This window comes from Kitasatospora sp. NPDC086791, assembly GCF_040685975.1.
GTDB lineage: Bacteria > Actinomycetota > Actinomycetes > Streptomycetales > Streptomycetaceae > Kitasatospora.
In genome coordinates this window covers 549,105-567,702 of record NZ_JBFBOC010000001.1, presented here as the reverse complement: position 1 = coordinate 567,702, position 18,598 = coordinate 549,105, and the positions used below count along the sequence as shown (strand labels likewise).

Genomic DNA, 18,598 nt, shown 5'->3' with positions numbered 1-18,598 from the left:
GGCGCGCAGAGCACCGCAGGGAGTGGATCCGTACCGTGACGCAGCAAGCAACCCCCACCCGTCCGGCCCCGCGCGGCAGGCTCCGCCGGGTGCTGCCGCTGCTGATCACCGCCTGGCTGGTACTGGAGATCTGGCTGCTGGTCCAGGTCGGCTCGTGGCTGGGCGGCCTCGCCGTCCTGGTGCTGCTCCTCGCGGGCGCCCTGATCGGCGGGTCGCTGATCAAGCGGGCCGGCACGAAGGCGCTGTCGGCGGCGATCGAGCAGAGCAAGAACCCGCAGTCCCGGCAGCCGCAGACCGGCACCAGCATGACGGTGCTGGCGGGCGTCCTGCTGATCGTCCCCGGCTTCCTGTCGGACCTGCTGGCCCTGACCCTGCTGTTCCCGCCGACCCGGGCGCTGTGGCGGGTGGCCGGGCGCCGGCTCGCCGACAAGGCGCTGCACAGCACCGCCGGCGTCGGCGCCGACCCGCTGGCGGACGCCGTGCGGCTGCAGGAGCAGCTGCGGATCCACCGTCCGGACGGCAAGGTGATCCAGGGCGAGGTCGTCGAGCCCGAGACCGGCCCGCGCGGCCCGCAGGGCCCGGACACCACCTACCGCCCGCCGATCACCGGCTGACCGGCCCCCGGCCCCGGCCCGGCCCCGCGAGGAGCGGCCGGGCCGCCGGGTGCGGACGGGAACGGGCGCACCGCACGGGAGCGGGCAACGCGAAAGGGACCCTGGAAGCCAGGGTCCCTTTTCGCGTCCTCCCGCGCGGGGCGGGAGCGAGGTCAGGCGCTCTTGCGGGTGTCCCGCGGGTGCACCGCGAGGTTCATCCCGCCGGAGCGGAGCACGGCCAGCCGCTCGGCCAGTACCTCCTCCAACTCCTCGCGCGTCCGGCGCTCCATCAGCATGTCCCAATGGGTGCGCGTCGGCTTGGTCTTCTTCTCCTCCGGCTCGTCACCGTCGAGAAGCGCTGCCTCCTGGCCACAGAAGCGGCATTCCCAGGTCGAGGGGATCTCCGCCTCGACCGAGAAAGGAACCTCGAATCGGTGTCCGTTCTGACATGCGTACTCGACGGTCTGGCGGGGAGCCAGATCGATACCACGGTCGGTCTCGTAGCTAGTGGCCCCGAGTCGCGTGCCGCGGAGAGCTCGCTCGCTCATGAATCGTGCCTCCCGGGCTTATGGCCCACAGGACTAGTGGTCGCTGTTCTTCGTCGTTCGGTCAACGCTCGGCTTCCGACGAAGATTCCCGTCCCGGGACATGCGTCGTCTGTCGTGCCGCCCCTGTTTGTACCCACCCACGCCCGATTTGTCACATCTGGCCGGTGATATCACCCCGGGTGTCACCTATTTCACATCTGGTGATCGTGCGGACTTTCTGTGACGAGCGTACCGGGGCGGGTTCCGACAGTGTCCGCCGACCCCGATCCCGAGCCGTGCCCGGTCAGGAGATCGGGCGCGAGCGGATCATCGGCGCGTCCTTGGCCAGGTCGATCGGGTGCGCCCGATCGACCGGGTCGACCGGTGCGACCAGCGGCGGACGCTCCGGGCGGGGCGGTACGGCGGCGGCCGCCGCCTCGGTGCGGGTGTCGCGGTGCGGCAGCAGTGCGATGACCGCGTCCCGCAGCTGGGCCGGGGCCTCGTCGTCCAGCGGATCGACGGTGGCGGGCACCTGCAGCCGGACCGGAGCGCCGTTGCCGATCCGAGCGTAGCCGCGCCCGACCGGGGCGTGGGCGGCGGGCACGATGTCCAGCGGCGCGCCGAGCGCGTCGCGGCCCTCGTCCGGGCCGGCCGGGCCGAGCAGCACGCGGGCCCGGGTGGTGGCGCGGACGGTCGGGGTGAGCCGGTCCCGGGCCTCCAGGTCGTCGGCGACCACCACGGTGACCCGGGCGGCCCGGCCGTGCCGCAGCGGGAGTTCCAGCAGGTCCTGCGGATCGGGCCGGCCCTCGGCCTGGGCGAGCTCGCTCAGCTCGGTCGGGTGGTCCAGCAGCAGCCAGAGCGGCCGGGTGGCGTCCTCGGGCGGGGCGGAGCCGGCCTGCCGGGCGGCGTTGAGCGCGGTGAGCCGGCGGTCGGTCTCCTGGGCGGCCCACTCCAGCGCGGCCAGCGCGCCGTGCAGGCTGGTCTCCACGGTGTGCACGCCGGGCCGGTTCACCAGGCAGGCGTGCTCCCCGGTGCCCGCGCCGTCGACCACCACCAGGTCGGCGTACGGGAGGGCCTGCAGCGCGATCGAGCGGAGCAGGCTGGAGGTGCCGCAGCCGGTGACGCCGAGCGCCAGCAGGTGCGGCTCCGAGGAGCGCGGGCCGGTGCGCCAGACCACCGGCGGCTGTTGGACGATCGCGCCGCCCCGGCCGACCGGGATGGTCCGGGCGGTGCCGTCCTCGTCGGTGAAGCCCAGCACGATCTCGCCGGGGGCGGCCACGAAGCGCTGGGCGACGACGTCGGTGGGCAGCGGGGCGAGCGCGGCGATCCGCAGCCGGTTGGACTCCTCGTCCCAGTCGAAGCGGTACTCCCTGGCCCGGCCGGCCTTGCCCTGGACGACCTGCTCGATCCGGGCCCGGGCGGCCGGCTCGGTGTCGGTGAAGTACGCGGGGTAGCCCAGCTCCAGCCGGGAGAGCCGGCCCTCGCCGTCGAACTCCCAGGAGCCGAAGGCGTTCTTGTAGCTGCCCTCGAAGTGGTACAGCGGGTTGGGGTCCTCGGGGCCGCACAGGTACGGCGTGAGCGCCGCGTAGAGGGCGCCGAGCTTGACGTCGGCGACGTCCGGCGCGGGCGGGGCCGGCGGCGCCTTGGGGGAGCGTCCGGCCCAGGCCGCGCTGGCCATCAGGGCGACCAGGGCGAACAGCAGGCCGTGCGGCAGCAGGTAGATGCCGACCAGCATCGCGGCGGTCAGGAAGACCGTCGGGCCGCGGCGCTCCTTGGGGGTGGCCTGCCAGCGGGCCTTGGCCCAGGCGATCTGGTGGCGCACGCCGCGGCCGAGGACGGAGAGCGGGGCGAACATGTCGGAGGCGTGGTCACCGGCGGTCCGGGCGAACTCGCGGCCCTTGCTGAGGTGGCGGTGGAGCGGCATTCCTTGACTCCCCGGGCGAGTGGGACGGGTGGGGTGCGGGGGTGGGGTACGACGGGGCCCGGGGCGGTGGGATCCGCGCCCGGGCCGGTACGGGGGAGTGGCGGCGGCTAGAACCTGATGCCGCTGAGCAGGCTCGCGAGGCTGGCGCCGCCCGCGGTGATGCTGGGGGCGATCGACGAGCCGGCGATGTAGAAGCCGAACAGGGCGCAGACGATGGCGTGGGAGACCTTTAGTCCGTCCCTGCGGAAGAAGAGAAAGGCGATGGTGCCGAACAGAACGATGCCGGAAATCGAGAGGATCACGATCCGCTCCTCGGGAGGGGGGACAAGCGGGGGTGTTACGGAAAGTTCACTAATCGTGACAAAAAGTAATAGATGATGGAACGGGGCAAATGGGTGGTTCTGCCGTTCAATACCGATCCGGAAGCCGGACGGCGGTATGCGAACCGGCCCGGTGGGGGCCGGTCGCTTGGGGATTCGGTGCGTCCAGGCATTCCCGGTGGGTGGGCGGGAAGTTTCCGGGGGGTCCGGGAAGTTCGCTCGAATGGCTGCGCGACCCGCGGGGCCGCGTGTCGTGGCGGGCACCGGCCGTCATCCGGATCACGGACCCGGCTGGCCCGCTCCGGCGGCGGCCGCTACCGCGCCCCGGGCGCAGCCCCGAGACCGCCCGACGACCCGACCGGAAAGGCCGCCCGCCATGACCGACGCCGCCAGCCAGCAGCCCGACGCCCCCGACGCCCCCGACGCCGAGGTCATCGCGCTGGCCGGGAAGCTCTTCGACGCCGCCCGGGCCGGGGACACCGGCACCCTGGCCGCCTACCTGGAGGCCGGCGCCCCGGCCGGCCTCGCCAACGACCGCGGCGACACCCTCGTCATGCTCGCCGCGTACCACGGCCACGCCGGCACGGTCGAGGTGCTGCTCCGGCACGGCGCCGACCCGGACCTCGCCAACGACCGCGGCCAGACCCCGCTGGCCGGCGCCGTCTTCAAGGGCGCCGAGGACGTGCTCGACGTCCTGCTGGCGGGCGGCGCCGACCCGCGGGCCGGCACGCCGAGCGCCCTCGACACCGCGCGGATGTTCGGCAAGGAGGACCTGGTCGCCCGGTTCGAGGTCAGCTGATCGGGGATCGTAGGCTTTTCGACCATGGACACCACCGCCACCAGGGACACCGGCACCGTCGACTTCCGCATCACCGGCTACGCGCACCCCGATGCCCAGGCCCTCTCGGCCGAGGTGCAACAGGAGTACGTCCGCCGCTACGGCGACCCCGACTTCACCGAGATGCACCCCGAGCACTTCGAGGCGCCGGCCGGACTGTTCCTGATCGCCTACCTGGACGGCCGCCCGGTCGCCTGCGGCGGGTGGCGGGCCAAGCAGGCCGATCCGGAGGACGGGCTGCGCGACGGCGACGCCGAGCTGAAGCGGATGTTCGTCGTCCCGGACGCCCGCGGCCGCGGCCTGGCCCGCGCGGTGCTGCGCCGCCTGGAGCGGACCGCGGTCGAGGCCGGGCGCACCCGGTTCGTCCTGGAGACCGGCACCGAGCAGCCCGAGGCCATCGCGCTGTACGAGTCCGAGGGCTACACCCCGATCCGGAAGTTCGGCTTCTACCGGGACCACCCGCTGAGCGTCTGCCTCGGCAAGGAACTCGGCGCGGCGGTCTGAGCGGCCGCCCCGCCGGGTAGGCTCCGGTCGCCCTGACGACCGGCCCTGGGGGACGGGATGAGCCACCGAGCACCCGGAGCCGACCGGCTCCCCGACCTGGCCGCCCCGGGCGGGGCGCTGGACCGGCTGGTCCGCACGGGCGTGCGCACGATCGGGGCGGGCGCCGTCTGGGCCGTCGGCGACGCCGGGGGCACGCTCGGCGGCGGCAGCCACGGCGTGCTCGGGCAGGGCCGGTACGCGCGGCTCGCGCCCGGCCCCGACACGCTGTACGACCTCGCCAGCCTCACCAAGGTGGTCGCGCTCTGGCCCTGCGCCGGGGTGCTCTGGCAGTCCGGGCGGCTGCCGCTGGACGAGCCGCTCGGCCGCTGGTGGCCACCGGCCGCGGGCCGGCCCGTCGGTGCGGTGACGGCCCGGCAACTGCTCGCCCACACGGCCGGGATGCTCCCGTACACCCGCTTCGAGCAGCTCTACGGGCGCGAGCCCGCGGCGATCCGGGCCGGGGTGGTCGCCGCGCCGCTGCACCGCGCTCCCGGCACGGCCGTCGAGTACACCGACCGCGCGGCCGTACTGCTCGGCCACCTGGTCGAGGACCTCGGCGGCGCCCCGCTGGACGCGCTCGCCGCGCGCTGGGCCTGGCACCCGCTCGGCATGGCCGACACCCGGTACGGGCCGCTCGACGGCGCGCTCACCGACCGCACGGCGCCCACCGAGTACGACGAGCGGGCCGGCGCCCATCTGCGCGGCGTCGTCCACGACCCCTCCGCCCGGCTGCTCGGCGGCGTCTCCGGCAACGCCGGGGCCTTCTCCACCGCCCGCGACCTCGCCCGCTTCCTCACCGCGCTGCTCGCCCCGCCGCCCGGGGCCCCTTGGGGCGCGGCGTGGACCGGGGAGTCGCTGCGCGAGCAGACCGGCGGGCTGCGGCCCGCCCGCGGGCTCTCCTGGCTGTACGCCCCCGGCACCGAGCCGGCCGAGGGCACCTTCGTCCACTACGGCTTCACCGGGACCGGCTTCTGGGTCTCCCGGCGGCTCGGCCGCTGGGCGCTGCTGCTCACCAACAAGGTGCACCACGACCGGGTCACCCAGCCGCTGACCGATCTGCGCAACGCCTACCGGGGCGCGGTGTTCGGCTGAGACGGCGGCGCGGTGCGGGGCTGAGTCACCGACGGCACTCGTTCGGGTGATCGAGTGCGGACCGCCGTTTGCCGGGCGGGGATCGCGGCAGAGTGTCCACGAGAACGGCACCCGGCGGAGGAGGCGCGATGACGGACACCTGGGCACTCTCGGAGGAGGAGTGGCTCGCCCGGCTGGTGCGCGCCTACGTCGGCTGCAGCGTGCTGCTCACCGACGCCGCCGGCAAGGTCCTGCTGCTGAAGGCCAGTTACCGCGACCAGTGGCAGTTCCCCGGCGGCGGGATGGACCCGGGGGAGGGGCCCGCCGAGTGCGCGGCGCGCGAACTGCTGGAGGAGACGGGCCTGGTGGCGGGCGGCTTGCGACTGCTCGTGGTGGAGTGGCGCGACGCGATCCCCGACCAGGGCGAACACGCCCACCCCGCCGTGCAGTTCATGTTCGACGGCGGGACGGCCGAGCCGGGCGCGGCGGTCCGGCTGCAGGCCGAGGAGATCGCCGACCACGGCTGGTTCACGCCCGCGCAGGCGGCCGCCCTGCTGCACCCCTGCGCGGCGCGCCGGCTCACCGGGGCCCTGGAGGCCCGGCGGACGGGCGCCGCCGCGCTGCTCCACTCGGCGGGATACCTGGGGTGACGGATGATCCGACGATCAGAGCAGGGTGCTCCAGTAGTACCAGAACCGGTTGAGCACCAGCAGCGCGATCACCGCCGCCCACAGCACCGGCAGCGCCCAGTGGTACCGGGCCGCCTCCCGGACGACCACCCGCAGGCGCGGTCCCACCGGGATCACGCCGCTGCGCAGGTTGTGCAGCGTGGTGTACCAGAACAGCACCACCACCGTCGCCCACACCACCATGCAGTACGGGCACAGCGCACCGATGTCGTACAGCGCCTGGTCGACCAGCCAGTGCACGAACACCACGCCCAGCGCGGTGCCCGCGTTCAGGCCCAGCCAGAACCAGCGCCGGTACGCGGCACCGGCGAGCAGCCCCGCGCCGATCGCCGCCAGGGCGCCGAAGGCGGCCAGGCCGAGCAGCGGGTTAGGGAAGCCGAACACTTCCGCCTGCTCGGTGCGCATCACCGAGCCGCAGCTGATGATCGGATTGATGTTGCAACTGGGGACGTAGGAGGGGTTCTCCAGGATCCGGAGCTTGTCGAAGGTCAGGACGGCCGAGGCTGCCAACCCGATCAGCCCGCCGAGGAACAGCAGGATCGCGTAGGCCCGGCTCGCCCCGATCGGGGTCCGGCCGGCGGTGTCGGGAGCGGAACGGGCGGGGTGCACGGTGGTAGCGGCGGACATGGCAGCACACTCCGGTGGCTGGCTGGGAGGGGCCGGCCCGGCCGGGGTTCGGCCGGGCCGGTGGTGCCGTACGGTGCGATGCGGTGGGGCCCGGGGTCCGGGCCCCGGGGCCGACTACTGCAGGCCGGCGGCCTGCTTGACCTGAGCGGTGAACTGCTCCGGCGAGGCCACGGCGTTGCCGGCGAACAGGGTCACCGGCTTGCCGTCCACCTTGACCGTCGGCGTGCCGGTCACCCCGCTGTCGTTGAACGCGTCGGCGACCTTGGCCGCCCAGGGGGCGTACGTCTTGTCGGTGACGGCCTTCACGAAGGCGTCGGTCTTCAGCCCGGGCACCTGACCGGCCAGGTCCAGCAGGTGGTTCACGTCGCCGAAGCCGTCCTCGCGCTCGTCCGGCTGGTTGGCGTACAGCACGTCGTGGAACTGCTTGAACTTGTCGACGCCCTCGTTCAGCGCGGCGCCGGCGGCGGCCAGCGCGGTGCGCGAGCCCTTGCCGCCGAGGTTCTTGTCCAGGAACGCCGCCAGGTGGAACTCCACCTTGACCTGGCCGTCCTCGGTGAGCTTCTTGACGGTCTCGCCGTTCGTCGCCTCGAAGTGCTTGCAGACCGGGCAGCGGAAGTCCTCGTAGACCTCCATGGTGTGCGGGGCGTCGGCCTTGCCGTAGGTGATCACCGTGCCGTTCGGGCCACCCGCGTTCGCCGGGACGACCAGCGCGGTCGGGGCCGCGGCCGCGTCGCCCTTGTCGTCCTTGCCCGAGGCCGAGTTGATCGCCACGGCGACACCGCCGGCCAGGGCGAGCACGACGGCGGCGGAGACCGTCACCACGATCCGCTGACGGCGCTTGGCGGACTGCTGCTCGCGGCGCTGCGCCTCCTGGATCCGCTCACGGGCACTGATGCGCTTGGCCTGCTGCTTGCCGGGGGCCTGGGTCATGGGGAGTCAACTCCTGTACGCGGCGCGCGGGTGCGCGCGGGGAACCGCACCGGGGGTGCGGCGGGGTCGGGGAACGCGGGAGTCGTGCGCACTGCCTGCGGGCGTACGGGGGCCGGGGAACGGCCGGGCACGGAGAGGATCGGCGTACGGGGAGGTGACCGGTACGGAGACGATCAGCAGGCAGGCGCGAAGGCCGGCGGGCCACGCCGGGGAGCCGGGCTCAGCACCACGTCCTCGCGGCGCGGCCGCGGGCGGTCCGACACCGGCAGCGGCACCCGCAGCACCGGGCGCACCGGGCCGGGCACCAGCAGGACGAGCAGGGCGCGCAGCGCCCGGGCCGGCGACTCGCGCAGCGCGCGCAGCGCCCGGGCCAGGCCGGACAGCGCCGAGTCGCCCATCCGCAGCCAGGCGGCGGCGGCCAGCGCGATCGCCAGGTGCACCAGCAGGAGCAGCAGTTGGGTCATGGCCGGGGCCAACTGCCCGGAGTGGCCGAGCGAGCCGGAGAGCAGCGACCCGTCCATCGAGCCGCCGCCGCAGACCAGCAGGTTCACCCCGCGCGCGGGGACCTGCCCGGACAGCACCGGCCCACAGGTGGTCTGGCCCAGGTTGAACGTCGTGTTGAGCAGCAGCTCGACCGGCACCAGCACGGCGGAGATGTGCAGCATCCGCCGCTCCCCGCCGGCCAGCGCGGCCGCGATCAGGAAGACGACGGCGCACGCCGAGGCCACCAGCGACAGCGGCAGCGGACGGCCCGTGATGACCACCTGGCCCAACGCGGCCATCGGCACGGCGAGCGCGGTGAACACCGCGGCCCGCAGGGCCCTGGTCGTCGGGGAGGAGGTCGTCACGCTCCGGAGTATGCCACGGCGCTCACACCCGGCACGAGGGCACATCGGCCCTTGCCTTCCTCCTGACACCCCCTCACCGGGACGCGGGGTCGACAGCGGCCGTGGCCGGACTAGCCTGGAATCGTTCCCGGCGGCCCCGACGAGGGGATGGACGCGCATGGCGAAACCCGAGACCACGGTCGGGCAGGTGCTGCTGGCCCGGGTCGAGGCCCAGGCGGCGGTGCTGGCCGGCCTGGACGACGCCGTCCGGGCCGACGTACCGGACGCGGTGCACCGGATGCGGGTCGCCTGCCGGCGGCTGCGCAGCGCCCTGCGGACCTTCCGGCGACTGTTCGCCCCCGGCACGACGGAACAGCTGGTCGTGGAGCTGCGCTGGCTGGCCGCCGCCCTCGGCGGCGCCCGCGACCTGGAGGTGCTGGTCGAACGGCTGGCCGCGCAGGCCCGCGAGCTGCCCGCCGAGTGCGGGCCGGAGCGGGTCGCCGCCGCCCTGGAGCGGTGGGGCGAGTCCGAGTACCGCCGGATCCGGCCCGAGGTGGTCGCCGCCGTCGACAGCCCCCGCCGCCGCGCCCTCGGCGACGCGCTCGCCACCCTCCTCGCCGACCCGCCGCTGCGCCGTCGCGCCGCCCGCCCGGCCCTTCCCGAGCTGTCCCGGATCGCCGCCCGCGAACAGCACCGCACCGCCGAGCGGGTCCGGGCGGCCCTCGCCGCCGCCGCTCCCGAGGACCGCGACCGCGCGCTGCACGAGGCCCGCAAGGCCGCCAAGCGCGCCCGCTACGCCGGTGAGGCCGCCGTCCCGGTGGCCGGGGCGCGGGCCGAGCGGTACGCGGAGCGGATGAAGGCCGTCCAGGAGGTGCTGGGCGATCACCAGGACGCGGTGGTCGCCGCCGCGACCCTGGCCGCCCGGCCAGTGGCCGACGCCGAGCCCTTCGGCTACGGCGTCCTGTACGGCTGCCAGCTCGCCGCCGAGGCGACGGCGCGCGAGCGGCTGCCGGGGGTGTGGAAGCGGGCGGGCAAGCCGGAGCTGGCGCGGTTCGGGTGACGCGCGCGGCGGGGCGCGGGCGGTCGGCGGTTCCGGTCAGACGGGCGTCCGACCAGAGGCCGGGTCCGGGGCCGCGCCCGGGCGCGGCCCCGGACCCGCGTGCCGGGCGGCGGCGAAGGCGTGGCGGGTCGGGCTGTCGGGTGGGGCGAGGAAGGCGAAGACGTGCCGGCCCTCCTCGGGGAGCGGGAGGACGGTGTAGTCCAGGACGTCGGCGGCCAGGTCCGGGTGGCGGACGTGCAGGCGGCCGGGCCGGGGCGGGGCGGCGCGGTGGTGGTCCCAGAGGGCGGCGAAGACGGGGCTGTCGGCGGACAGCCGGTGGACCAGGGCGAGCAGGGCGCGGTCGCGGGGACGGTCGGCGTGGTGGGCGCGCAGGGAGGCGACCAGGTCGGCCCCGATCGAGCCGTCGGCGGCGACGTTGCCCTGGGAGCGGTCCCGGTACGGGCAGCAGAACACCTGCCACAGCAGGTTGCGTTCGTGCGGCGGCCGCCGCTCCGGCCCGGCCATCAGCAGGGCGGCGGGGCGGTTCCAGGCCAGCAGGTCGAAGGTCGGGCCGGTGACGAAGGCGGGCGCGGCGTCCAGGGTGTCCAGCAGGGCGAGGGTGGTCGCCGGGAGGGCCGGGGGTTCGGCGGGCGGCGGGGCCGGGCGGCCGTGCCGGGCGGCCAGTCGGTGCAGGTAGGCGCGCTCGGGACCGGCGAGCTGCAGGGCCTCGGCGAGACCGTCGAGGACGGGGCCGGTGGGCACCCGCTGGCGGCCCTGCTCCAGCCGGGCGTAGTAGTCGGCCGAGATCCCGGCGCGGGCGGCGACCTCCTCGCGGCGCAGCCCGGGCGTGCGGCGGTGCCCGGCGGTGGGCAGGCCCGCGTCGGCGGGCACGAGTCGGGCGCGGCGGGCGCGCAGGAAGGCGCCCAGCGGGGTCTCGGGCATGCGCGCCACGCTGCCACACCCGGGCCTGATCAACCAGGACCCGGCTGTCCCAGGAAGACCGCTCCCGGGGAACGCCCGGCCGCTGGTGGGCCGGCGGACGCGGCGGCAGGCTCGCCGCATGGGACTTCTCGACGACAAGGTCACGATCGTCACCGGCGCCGGCCGCGGCATCGGCGCGGCCGCCGCCCGGCTGTTCGCCCGGGAGGGCGCGCTGCTGGTGCTCGCCGCCCGTTCCGCGCCGGAGGTGGAGGCGCTGGCCACCGAGCTGACGGCCACCGGCGCCGAGGCGGTGGCGGTCGCCGCCGACCTGACCACGGCCGACGGCGCCGAGCGGACGGTGGAGGCCGCGCTGAAGGCCTTCGGCCGCCTGGACGCGGCCTTCGACAACGCGGGCAACGGCTCGGCACCCGCCCCGCTCGCCGAGCGCTCGGAGGCGGAGTGGGACGACGCCCACGCGCTCAACCTGCGCGGCAATTGGCTCTGCCTGCGGGCCCAGCTGCGGGTGCTGGCGGCGGCCGGGCGCGGCGGCGCGGTGGTGCTCAACTCCGGGGTGGGCGCCCTGGTCGGGGGCTTCGGCGACGGCGCCCAACAGGCCGCCAAGCACGGCCTGACCGGCCTGGTGAAGGCGGCCACCGCCGACTACGCCCGGCACGGCATCCGGGTCAACGCCGTCGCGCCCGGGGTCGTGCGCACGCCGGGGACCGAGCCGTTCTTCACGGCGGGCCCGGAGTTCGGCGCCCTGGTGGCGCGGTCCACCCCGCTGGGCCGGCCGGGCCTGGACGTCGAGGTGGCCGAGGCGGCGGCCTGGCTGCTGAGCGACCGGGCGTCCTACGTGGCGGGCGTGACCCTGCCGGTGGACGGCGGGATCACGGCCACCCGCCGGTTCGACTGAGGGCCGGCTACCGGGGGGTGAGACCGGCCGAACGGGCCGCGTCCCGCAGCAGGTCCCGGAGCATCGCGGTGGTCAGCCGGCCGGTGTTGGTGTTGCGCGGGCTCACGTGGTAGCAGCCGTACAGCCGCAGTGGCGGGCCGCCGTCACGGGCGGGGAGGTCCACCCGGGCGGCGTGGCCGAAGACGGGCCGAGGCCGGGGGACCTGCCAGCCGGCGTCCGCGACCACCGGCAGCAGGGCCTGCCAGGCGAAGCCGCCGAGGGCGACCACGGTCCGTACGGTCGGACGCAGCAGCCGCAGTTCGCGGGTGATCCAGGGGCGGCAGGTGTCCCGTTCGACGGTGCTCGGCTTGTTGTCGGGCGGGGCGCAGCGGACCGGGTCGGTGATCCGCACGCCGTACAGCTCCAGGCCGTCGCCGTGGCGGACGGAGTGCGGGCGGTTGGCGAGCCCGAGGTCGTGGAGCGCCGCGTAGAGCAGGTCGCCGGAGGGGTCGCCGGTGAAGATCCGCCCGGTGCGGTTGGCGCCGTGGGCGGCGGGGGCGAGGCCGACCAGGACGAGCGGGGCGTCCGGCGGGCCGAAACCGGGGACGGGGCGGGCCCAGTAGTCCCAGTCCCGGTAGGCGCGGCGCTTGGTGCGGGCGGTCTCCTCGCGCCACTCGACCAGGCGCGGGCAGGCCCGGCAGCCGGTGACGACCCGGTCCAGCGCGGCGAGGCCGCCGGCGCGGGCGGCGGCCTCGGCGGGGTGGCGGGGGTCGTTCGGGTCGTCGGCGGGGGACGGCGGCGTGGCCGTGATCGGCATGGCCCGATCCTAGGGGCCGGTCCCGGGGTCGCGGGCAGCCATCCCTTCCTTCGCTCTTCTCCGCTTCATCCGCTTTCTCCGGTTCCTCCGGGATAGGGCCGTTCGGTCCCGGTTCGATCCGGCCGCCGCCGGGCAGACGTAGCGTGGAAGCGGTTGCTCCGGCGGCCCCCGGCCCCGACCGGGCCGGCGGTGGCCGGACGAGCCGGTGCGCGCTGGCCGCGAGGAGGCCGCGATGATCGTCAATGCGGTGCTGGGGGTCCTCGGGGGGTTGGTCGGGCTGGGGGTGATCTGGGCGGGCCTGAGCCTCAGGGTGGTCCAGCAGTTCCAGAAGGGCGTGGTGTTCCGCTTCGGCAAGGTGCGCGACGAGGTGCGCGAGCCCGGGTTGGTGGCACTGATGCCGGTCGCGGACCGGCTGCGCCGGGTGAACGTGCAGATCGTGACGATGCCGATCCCGGCGCAGGAGGGCATCACCCGGGACAACGTGACCGTGCGGGTGGACGCGGTGGTCTACTTCCGCGTGGAGGACCCGGTGAAGGCCACGGTCAACGTGCAGGACTACAACTTCGCGATCTCCCAGGTCGCGCAGACGTCGCTGCGCTCGATCATCGGCAAGAGCGAGCTGGACGACCTGCTGGCCAACCGCGAACCGATCAACCAGGGGCTGGAGTTGATGATCGACAGTCCGGCGCTGGGCTGGGGCATCGAGATCGACCGGGTGGAGATCAAGGACGTCGCGCTGCCGGAGTCGATGAAGCGCTCGATCGCCCGCCAGGCGGAGGCCGAGCGGGAGCGGCGGGCGCGGATCATCACGGCGGACGGCGAGTACCAGGCCTCGCAGCGGTTGTCGGATGCGGCGGCGGTGATGAGCGTGACCCCGTCCGCGCTCCAACTGCGGCTGCTGCAGACCGTGGTGGAGGTGGCGGCGGAGAAGAACTCGACGCTGGTGCTGCCCTTCCCGGTGGAACTGCTGCGCTTCCTGGAGAGCGCGACGGAGGTCCAGCAGCGGAACCTGCTGACGGCCGCCGCGGTCGCCGCCGGGGCGAAGGCCGTGGAGGAGGCGGTGGAGAGCGGGGAGATCCCGGAAGGCGAGCTCGACCAGGAGCCGCCCCAGCACGAACCTCCGCCGCTGGAAGAACTGTTGGAGCGCTCACCGCTGGAGGAAACGGACTCGCCGGACGGGCGGGCCGAGCGCTGAGCCGGTACCGAGGCGGACGCGGAGCACCGAGCGGTGCGCCCGGTGGCGTCGGCCACGCGCCCGGACCACGATGGACAGGGGGAGGAAGCCAGGTCAGGAGGCGGACCATGACCAAAGCCAGCGACATCATGCACCCGGGCGCGGAGTGCATCCGCGAGCACGAGACGCTCGCGGCCGCCGCCCGGATCATGCGGGAACGCGACGTGGGCGCCCTGCCCATCTGCGGACCGGGCGACAAGCTGCTGGGCATCGTGACCGACCGCGACATCGTGCTGCGCTGTGTCGCCGAGGGTCGCGACCCGGCGTCGGTGACGGCCGGGGAACTGGCGCAGGGGCGACCGATGACGGTGGAGGCGGACGAGGACTGCGAGCAGGTGCTGCGGGTGATGGAGCAGTACCAGGTGCGCCGACTGCCGGTGATCAACCACCCGGAGCACAAGCTGGTCGGCATGATCAGCGAGGCGGACATCGCCCGCGGCATGCCCCAGGCGAGGGTCGCCGAGTTCGTCTCGGCGGTCTGCGCGGAGGAGGCACCCACGACGACCACCCCGGGCTGACCCCACCGCCCGCCGCCGGACGTCGTGGGCCGGCACGCTCAGCCCAGGGCGTGCGCCAGGGCGCTCCGCCGCCTGCGCGCGGGGCGGGCCCGGTGGTCGCGCCGCCCGCCGGCCGCGGTTCGCGGGGTCGTCACTTCGGGGGTCGCAAGGCCCGTGCGATCAGTTCGGCCAGGTGCACGGCTCGGCGGCCGTCGGCGAGTTGGGTGATCTGGGTGCGGCAGCTGAAGCCGTCGGCCAGCACCACCGTCCGTGGGCCGGCTGCTCGGACCTCGGGCAGGAGGACTCGTTCGGCGATCGCCGCGGACACCTCGAAGTGGCCTTTTTCGAAGCCGAAGTTGCCCGCGAGTCCGCAGCAGCCGGAGTCCAGCACCCGGTTGCGCAGGCCCAGTCGGGCTTCCACCCGGCGGTCGGCGGCGGTGCCGAGCACCGCGTGCTGGTGGCAGTGGGTCTGGGTGACGGCGTCCAGCGGGATGTGCGGGAGCGGGGCGTCCGGGGCGTACTCGTCGATGAACTCGGCGAAGGTGCGGGTGCGCTGGGCGAGCGGGCGGCCGTCCGGGCCGAGCAGCCGGGGCAGATCCTCGCGCAGGGTGGCGGTGCAGCTGGGGTCCAGGCCGACCACCGGGGTGTCGGTCGGGAGGTCGTCCGCCGCCAGCGTGCCCAGGCTGCGCCGCAACACCCGCCGGGCGGCGTCGAGTTGGCCGGTGGAGTGCCAGGTGAGGCCGCAGCAGACGGGGCCCGCGGGCAGCCGGACGTCGAAGCCCAGGTGCTCCAGGACCCGGACGGCCGCGCGCGGCACGTTCGGCTGCAGGTGCTCGGAGAAGGTGTCCGGCCAGAGCAGCACCGGGCGGGCGCCCGCCGGGGCCGGGTGCGCGGCGCGGTGCCGCCGGTACCAGGCGGTGAAGGTCTCCGGCGGGAACACCGGCAGCACCCGGCGCGGGTCGATCCCGCCGAGCCGCTTGATCGGGCCGCCGAGCGGCGAGCGGACCAGGGCGTTGGCGGCGCCGGGCGCGAGCGCGACGGCGCGCAGCCAGAGCGGCAGCCGGCCCATCGCGTAGTGCGAGCGCGGGCGCGGCCGGTGCCGGTAGTGCTGGTACAGGAACTCGGCCTTGTAGGTCGCCATGTCGACGTGGACCGGGCAGTCGCTCGCGCAGCCCTTGCAGCTCAGGCAGAGGTCCAGCGCCTCCCGGACCTCCTCGGAGCGCCAGCCGTCGGGGATCGCGTCCCCCCGCAGCATCTCGGCGAGCAGCCGCGCCCGCCCCCGGGTGGAGTGCCGCTCCTCGCCGGTGGCCATGTAGCTCGGGCACATCACCCCGGTGGTCGGGTCCACGCACTTGGCGACGCCGACGCAGCGGTGCACCGCCTTGGCCAGGCTGCCGCCGTCCTGCTCGTACGGCAGGGTCAGCGGCAGCGGGCGGCGCGGGGCGGTGACGAAGCGCAGGTCGGCGTCGAGCGGGCGGGGGTCCACCAGGACGCCCGGGTTGAGCAGGTTCTCCGGGTCCCAGATCCGCTTGAACGCGCCGAAGAGGTCGATGACTCCGGGCGGGTACATGCGCGGCAGCAGTTCGGCGCGGGCCTGCCCGTCGCCGTGCTCGCCGGAGAGCGAACCGCCGTGGGAGACCACCAGATCGGCCGCCTGCTCCAGGAACTCCCGGAAGACCAGCACCCCGTGGGGCTGGTCCAGCGGGAAGTCGATCCGCAGGTGCACGCAGCCCTCGCCGAAGTGCCCGTACGGGACGCCGCGCAGGCTGTGCCGGCGCAGCAGGGCGCGCAGGTCCCGCAGGTAGTCGCCGAGCCGCTCGGGCGGGACGGCGGAGTCCTCCCAGCCGGGCCAGGCCTCCCCGCCGCCGGGCAGCCGGGTGACGATCCCGGCGGCGGCCTCCCGGACGGCCCACAGCCCGCGCTGCTCGGCCGGGTCGGTGACCAGGGCGACGGCGGCCGAGCGTTCGCGGCGCACCGCGTCGGCGAGCCGGCGGGCGGCCCGGTAGGCCTCCAGCGCGGTGGCGCCGCCGGTCTCCAGGAACAGCCAGCACTCCCCGGCGGGCATCCGGTCCAGTGCGGGCGGGCGGGGGCCGGCCGCGAGCAGCGCGGCGATCAGGTCGGCCGCCATGCCCTCGGCGGTCAGCGACCCGAACGGCAGCAGCGCGGGGACGGCGTCGGCGGCGGCGCCCTCGTCGGGGTAGCCGGCCACCACGAGGGCGCGCGCGGGCGGGTCCTCGACGAGGCGGACGGTGGCGCCGAGCAGCAGCGCGCAGGTGCCCTCGGTGCCGGTGAGCGCCCGGGCGAGGTGGTGGCCGTGTTCGGGCAGCAGCGCGTCCAGCGGGTACCCGGAGACGCGGCGCGGCAGCCGGGGCATGCCCTGCCGGATGACGGCGAGGTTGCCGTCGGTGAACTCCTGGAGCTGCCGGTGGAGCCCGCCGACCCGGCCGGGCAGCCCGGCGAGCGCCGCGCGCTCCCCGGCGTCGAGCCGGCCGCCGACGGTCAGCTCGGTGCCGTCGGCGAGCAGCAGCTCCAGTTGCTCCACGTTGTCGGCGGTACGGCCCCAGGCGAGCGAGTGCGCGCCGCAGGAGTCGTTGCCGATCATGCCGCCGACGGTGCAGCGGCTGTGCGTGGACGGGTCCGGGCCGAAGCGCAGCCCGTACGGCCTGGCGGCGCGCTGGAGGTCGTCCAGGACGGTGCCGGGCCGGACGCGGGCGGTGCGGGCCTCCGGGTCGACCTCCAGCACCTCGCCGAGGTGACGGCGGAAGTCCAGCACCACCGCGCCCGGGCCGATCGCCTGGCCGCCGATGCTGGTCCCGGCCCCGCGCGGCACCACCGGCACCCGGTACTCGCGGCACAGCGCCAGCGTCGTGCGCACGTCGTCCGGGTCGGCGGGCTTGACCACGCCGAGCGGCAGTTGCCGGTAGTTGGAGGCGTCGTGGCCGTAGACGGTCCGTTCGGCGGCGCCGAAACGGACCTCCCCGCGCAGCACGGCGGCCAGTTCACGGGCCAGCTCGGCCCCGGGGTCGGCGGACGGACGGCTCACCAGGGACCTCCCGGGCGGTGCGGCGACACGGCTCCGCCGATGATCGCAGGCGTCCGGCCGTGCGGGTACCGGGCACGACGGGGGTACCACCGGTACGGGGGTACCACCCGCCGACGGGGTGTCGTCCGGCACTTCCGCGGCCGTGATCACCGGCTCCGCGCCCGACGGCCCGGGCGGCCTCACCGGCCCGTTCGGGGCCGGCTACTTCCGCCCGGTGATGGTGCCGCGCGCGATGTGGGAGAGCTTGGCGACCTCGAACGCCGGGTAGGCGCCGCCGGCCAGCAGCGAGAACTTGATCCCCTCGCGGCCGCCCGGCCGGCGGTGGCCCGGCGGCTGGAAGCGGCGGTGGTGCTCGGCGGCCCGGTGGAAGAACTGCGGGCGCTCGGCACGGCTGACGCAGCCGGCGAGGTCGAAGACGAACAGGTAGTGCCGGACCATCCGGACGAACAGCGCGTCGCGCACCGCGTACAGGTGCGGCTGGTCCTCCAGCAGGGCGAAGCTGCGCTCGTACTGGTCGAACAGGTCGAAGACGCTGCTGCCCGGCCCGCCGGCCGGGTGGACGGTCTCCCGGCGGCGCAGCTGGACGCACTCGCGCGGCAGCACGGCGGCCTTCCGCGCGCCGAGCAGGGCCGCGTGCACCACCGGGACCTCCTGGTAGCGGCCGTCCGGGAAGGCGAGCCCCAGATCCTCCCAGTGGCCGCGGCGGATCAGCCGGTCCCAGACCAGCGGCGGCGCGCCGAACAGCGCGGGGCGGTCGAAGGGTGCGAACGGCTCGGGGCCGACCTCGGCGAGCAGCGCCTCGGCCCCGCCCGGCCAGTCCCGGTCCTTGTGCCGGCGGGTGTGGCCGAACAGCAGCACGTCGACCGGACCGGTCTGCTCCAGCCGGTCGGCCAGCGCCCGGAGGGCGTCCGGGGGCAGCAGGTGGTCGGCGTCGAGGAACAGCAGGTACTCGCCGCTCGCCCGGGCCGCCCCCGCGTTGCGGCTCACCCCGACCCCGACCGCCGCGTTCAGGTGCAGCACGGACACCCGCGGATGCCGCTCCGCGTACGCGTCGGCGAGCTCGCCCGCCGTCTCGGGGGAGCGGTCGGCGACCACGATCACCTCGACGTCGGCGAGGGACTGGGCGAGCAGCGAGTCCAGGCAGTCGGCGAGCTGTTTGTGCTGGTCGTAGGCGGGGAGCACGACGCTGATCACGGGTGAGGGCATGATGCCGGAGCGTAAGTGGGCGCGCGAACCGTGGCAAAGCCCTGACGGCGTGTAATTACG

General features: G+C 75.3%; 19 protein-coding genes. 9 read left to right on the top strand and 10 right to left on the bottom strand.

The window, feature by feature from the left end:
- The first annotated feature begins 35 nt into the window (after nucleotides 1-35).
- Nucleotides 36-614, top strand: a complete 579-nt coding sequence (gene fxsA / locus AB0Q99_RS02255; RefSeq protein WP_363567556.1) for an FxsA family membrane protein — start codon at nucleotides 36-38, stop codon at nucleotides 612-614.
- A 152-nt stretch (nucleotides 615-766) separates the two neighbouring features.
- Here fxsA and AB0Q99_RS02250 read toward each other — a convergent pair whose 3' ends face one another.
- The 3 genes from AB0Q99_RS02250 to AB0Q99_RS02240 all read right to left on the bottom strand — a co-directional run bounded on the left by AB0Q99_RS02250 (nucleotide 767) and on the right by AB0Q99_RS02240 (nucleotide 3,346).
- Entirely contained in the window at nucleotides 767-1,141 is a 375-nt protein-coding gene (locus tag AB0Q99_RS02250; RefSeq protein ID WP_188300504.1) for an RNA polymerase-binding protein RbpA, read from the bottom strand.
- A 283-nt stretch (nucleotides 1,142-1,424) separates the two neighbouring features.
- Complete coding sequence (locus AB0Q99_RS02245) at nucleotides 1,425-3,044, bottom strand: hypothetical protein (RefSeq protein ID WP_363567554.1); 1,620 nt, start codon at nucleotides 3,042-3,044, stop codon at nucleotides 1,425-1,427.
- Nucleotides 3,045-3,151: 107 nt separating this feature from the next.
- A complete protein-coding gene (locus AB0Q99_RS02240) occupies nucleotides 3,152-3,346 on the bottom strand; it encodes a hypothetical protein (RefSeq protein WP_049660046.1) in 195 nt (64 codons plus the stop codon).
- 394 nt (nucleotides 3,347-3,740) lie between these two features.
- On the opposite strand from AB0Q99_RS02240, the gene AB0Q99_RS02235 reads away from it, so the two are divergent.
- The 4 genes from AB0Q99_RS02235 (at nucleotide 3,741) to AB0Q99_RS02220 (ending at nucleotide 6,466) form a co-directional block, all read left to right on the top strand.
- Nucleotides 3,741-4,163 carry an ankyrin repeat domain-containing protein gene (locus AB0Q99_RS02235; protein ID WP_363567552.1) on the top strand — a complete coding sequence of 141 codons (423 nt, stop codon included), beginning with the start codon at nucleotides 3,741-3,743 and terminating at the stop codon, nucleotides 4,161-4,163.
- 24 nt (nucleotides 4,164-4,187) lie between these two features.
- Nucleotides 4,188-4,706 (top strand): GNAT family N-acetyltransferase, encoded by a 519-nt coding sequence (locus AB0Q99_RS02230; protein WP_363567550.1) that lies wholly within the window; start codon nucleotides 4,188-4,190, stop codon nucleotides 4,704-4,706.
- A 57-nt stretch (nucleotides 4,707-4,763) separates the two neighbouring features.
- Nucleotides 4,764-5,837, top strand: a complete 1,074-nt coding sequence (locus AB0Q99_RS02225; RefSeq protein ID WP_363567548.1) for a serine hydrolase domain-containing protein — start codon at nucleotides 4,764-4,766, stop codon at nucleotides 5,835-5,837.
- A gap of 128 nt (nucleotides 5,838-5,965) precedes the next feature.
- Nucleotides 5,966-6,466 carry an NUDIX hydrolase gene (locus AB0Q99_RS02220; protein WP_363567547.1) on the top strand — a complete coding sequence of 167 codons (501 nt, stop codon included), beginning with the start codon at nucleotides 5,966-5,968 and terminating at the stop codon, nucleotides 6,464-6,466.
- Nucleotides 6,467-6,481: 15 nt separating this feature from the next.
- Here the strand turns inward: AB0Q99_RS02220 and AB0Q99_RS02215 are convergent, their stop codons facing one another.
- The 3 genes from AB0Q99_RS02215 to AB0Q99_RS02205 form a co-directional block, all read right to left on the bottom strand.
- A complete protein-coding gene (locus AB0Q99_RS02215) occupies nucleotides 6,482-7,132 on the bottom strand; it encodes a vitamin K epoxide reductase family protein (RefSeq protein ID WP_363567545.1) in 651 nt (216 codons plus the stop codon).
- A gap of 114 nt (nucleotides 7,133-7,246) precedes the next feature.
- A complete protein-coding gene (locus AB0Q99_RS02210) occupies nucleotides 7,247-8,062 on the bottom strand; it encodes a thioredoxin domain-containing protein (protein ID WP_363567544.1) in 816 nt (271 codons plus the stop codon).
- Nucleotides 8,063-8,235: 173 nt separating this feature from the next.
- Nucleotides 8,236-8,910 (bottom strand): hypothetical protein, encoded by a 675-nt coding sequence (locus AB0Q99_RS02205; RefSeq protein ID WP_363567542.1) that lies wholly within the window; start codon nucleotides 8,908-8,910, stop codon nucleotides 8,236-8,238.
- Between the two features lie 157 nt (nucleotides 8,911-9,067).
- Between AB0Q99_RS02205 and AB0Q99_RS02200 the strand changes: the two genes are divergently transcribed.
- Nucleotides 9,068-9,949, top strand: a complete 882-nt coding sequence (locus AB0Q99_RS02200; protein WP_363567541.1) for a CHAD domain-containing protein — start codon at nucleotides 9,068-9,070, stop codon at nucleotides 9,947-9,949.
- A gap of 36 nt (nucleotides 9,950-9,985) precedes the next feature.
- On the opposite strand, the gene AB0Q99_RS02195 is transcribed toward AB0Q99_RS02200, so the two are convergent.
- On the bottom strand, nucleotides 9,986-10,870 hold the full coding sequence (locus tag AB0Q99_RS02195) for a helix-turn-helix transcriptional regulator (RefSeq protein ID WP_363567539.1): 885 nt from the start codon (nucleotides 10,868-10,870) through the stop codon (nucleotides 9,986-9,988).
- 118 nt (nucleotides 10,871-10,988) lie between these two features.
- Between AB0Q99_RS02195 and AB0Q99_RS02190 the strand changes: the two genes are divergently transcribed.
- Nucleotides 10,989-11,762: an SDR family oxidoreductase gene (locus AB0Q99_RS02190; RefSeq protein ID WP_363567538.1), complete on the top strand. Its 774-nt coding sequence runs from the start codon at nucleotides 10,989-10,991 to the stop codon at nucleotides 11,760-11,762.
- A gap of 7 nt (nucleotides 11,763-11,769) precedes the next feature.
- On the opposite strand, the gene AB0Q99_RS02185 is transcribed toward AB0Q99_RS02190, so the two are convergent.
- The gene (locus AB0Q99_RS02185; protein WP_363567536.1) at nucleotides 11,770-12,558 is read right to left on the bottom strand and encodes a uracil-DNA glycosylase; all 789 of its coding nucleotides are present in this window, start codon (nucleotides 12,556-12,558) and stop codon (nucleotides 11,770-11,772) included.
- A gap of 232 nt (nucleotides 12,559-12,790) precedes the next feature.
- Here AB0Q99_RS02185 and AB0Q99_RS02180 point away from each other — a divergent pair, with 232 nt between their 5' ends.
- Nucleotides 12,791-13,753, top strand: coding sequence for an SPFH domain-containing protein (locus AB0Q99_RS02180; protein WP_363567534.1), 963 nt, complete (start codon nucleotides 12,791-12,793; stop codon nucleotides 13,751-13,753).
- Nucleotides 13,754-13,860: 107 nt separating this feature from the next.
- Nucleotides 13,861-14,310: a CBS domain-containing protein gene (locus AB0Q99_RS02175; RefSeq protein WP_363567532.1), complete on the top strand. Its 450-nt coding sequence runs from the start codon at nucleotides 13,861-13,863 to the stop codon at nucleotides 14,308-14,310.
- A gap of 130 nt (nucleotides 14,311-14,440) precedes the next feature.
- Here the strand turns inward: AB0Q99_RS02175 and AB0Q99_RS02170 are convergent, their stop codons facing one another.
- Complete coding sequence (locus AB0Q99_RS02170) at nucleotides 14,441-17,332, bottom strand: FAD-binding and (Fe-S)-binding domain-containing protein (RefSeq protein ID WP_363567530.1); 2,892 nt, start codon at nucleotides 17,330-17,332, stop codon at nucleotides 14,441-14,443.
- A gap of 201 nt (nucleotides 17,333-17,533) precedes the next feature.
- Nucleotides 17,534-18,538, bottom strand: a complete 1,005-nt coding sequence (locus AB0Q99_RS02165) for a glycosyltransferase family 2 protein (RefSeq protein WP_363567528.1) — start codon at nucleotides 18,536-18,538, stop codon at nucleotides 17,534-17,536.
- Nucleotides 18,539-18,598: the final 60 nt, after the last annotated feature.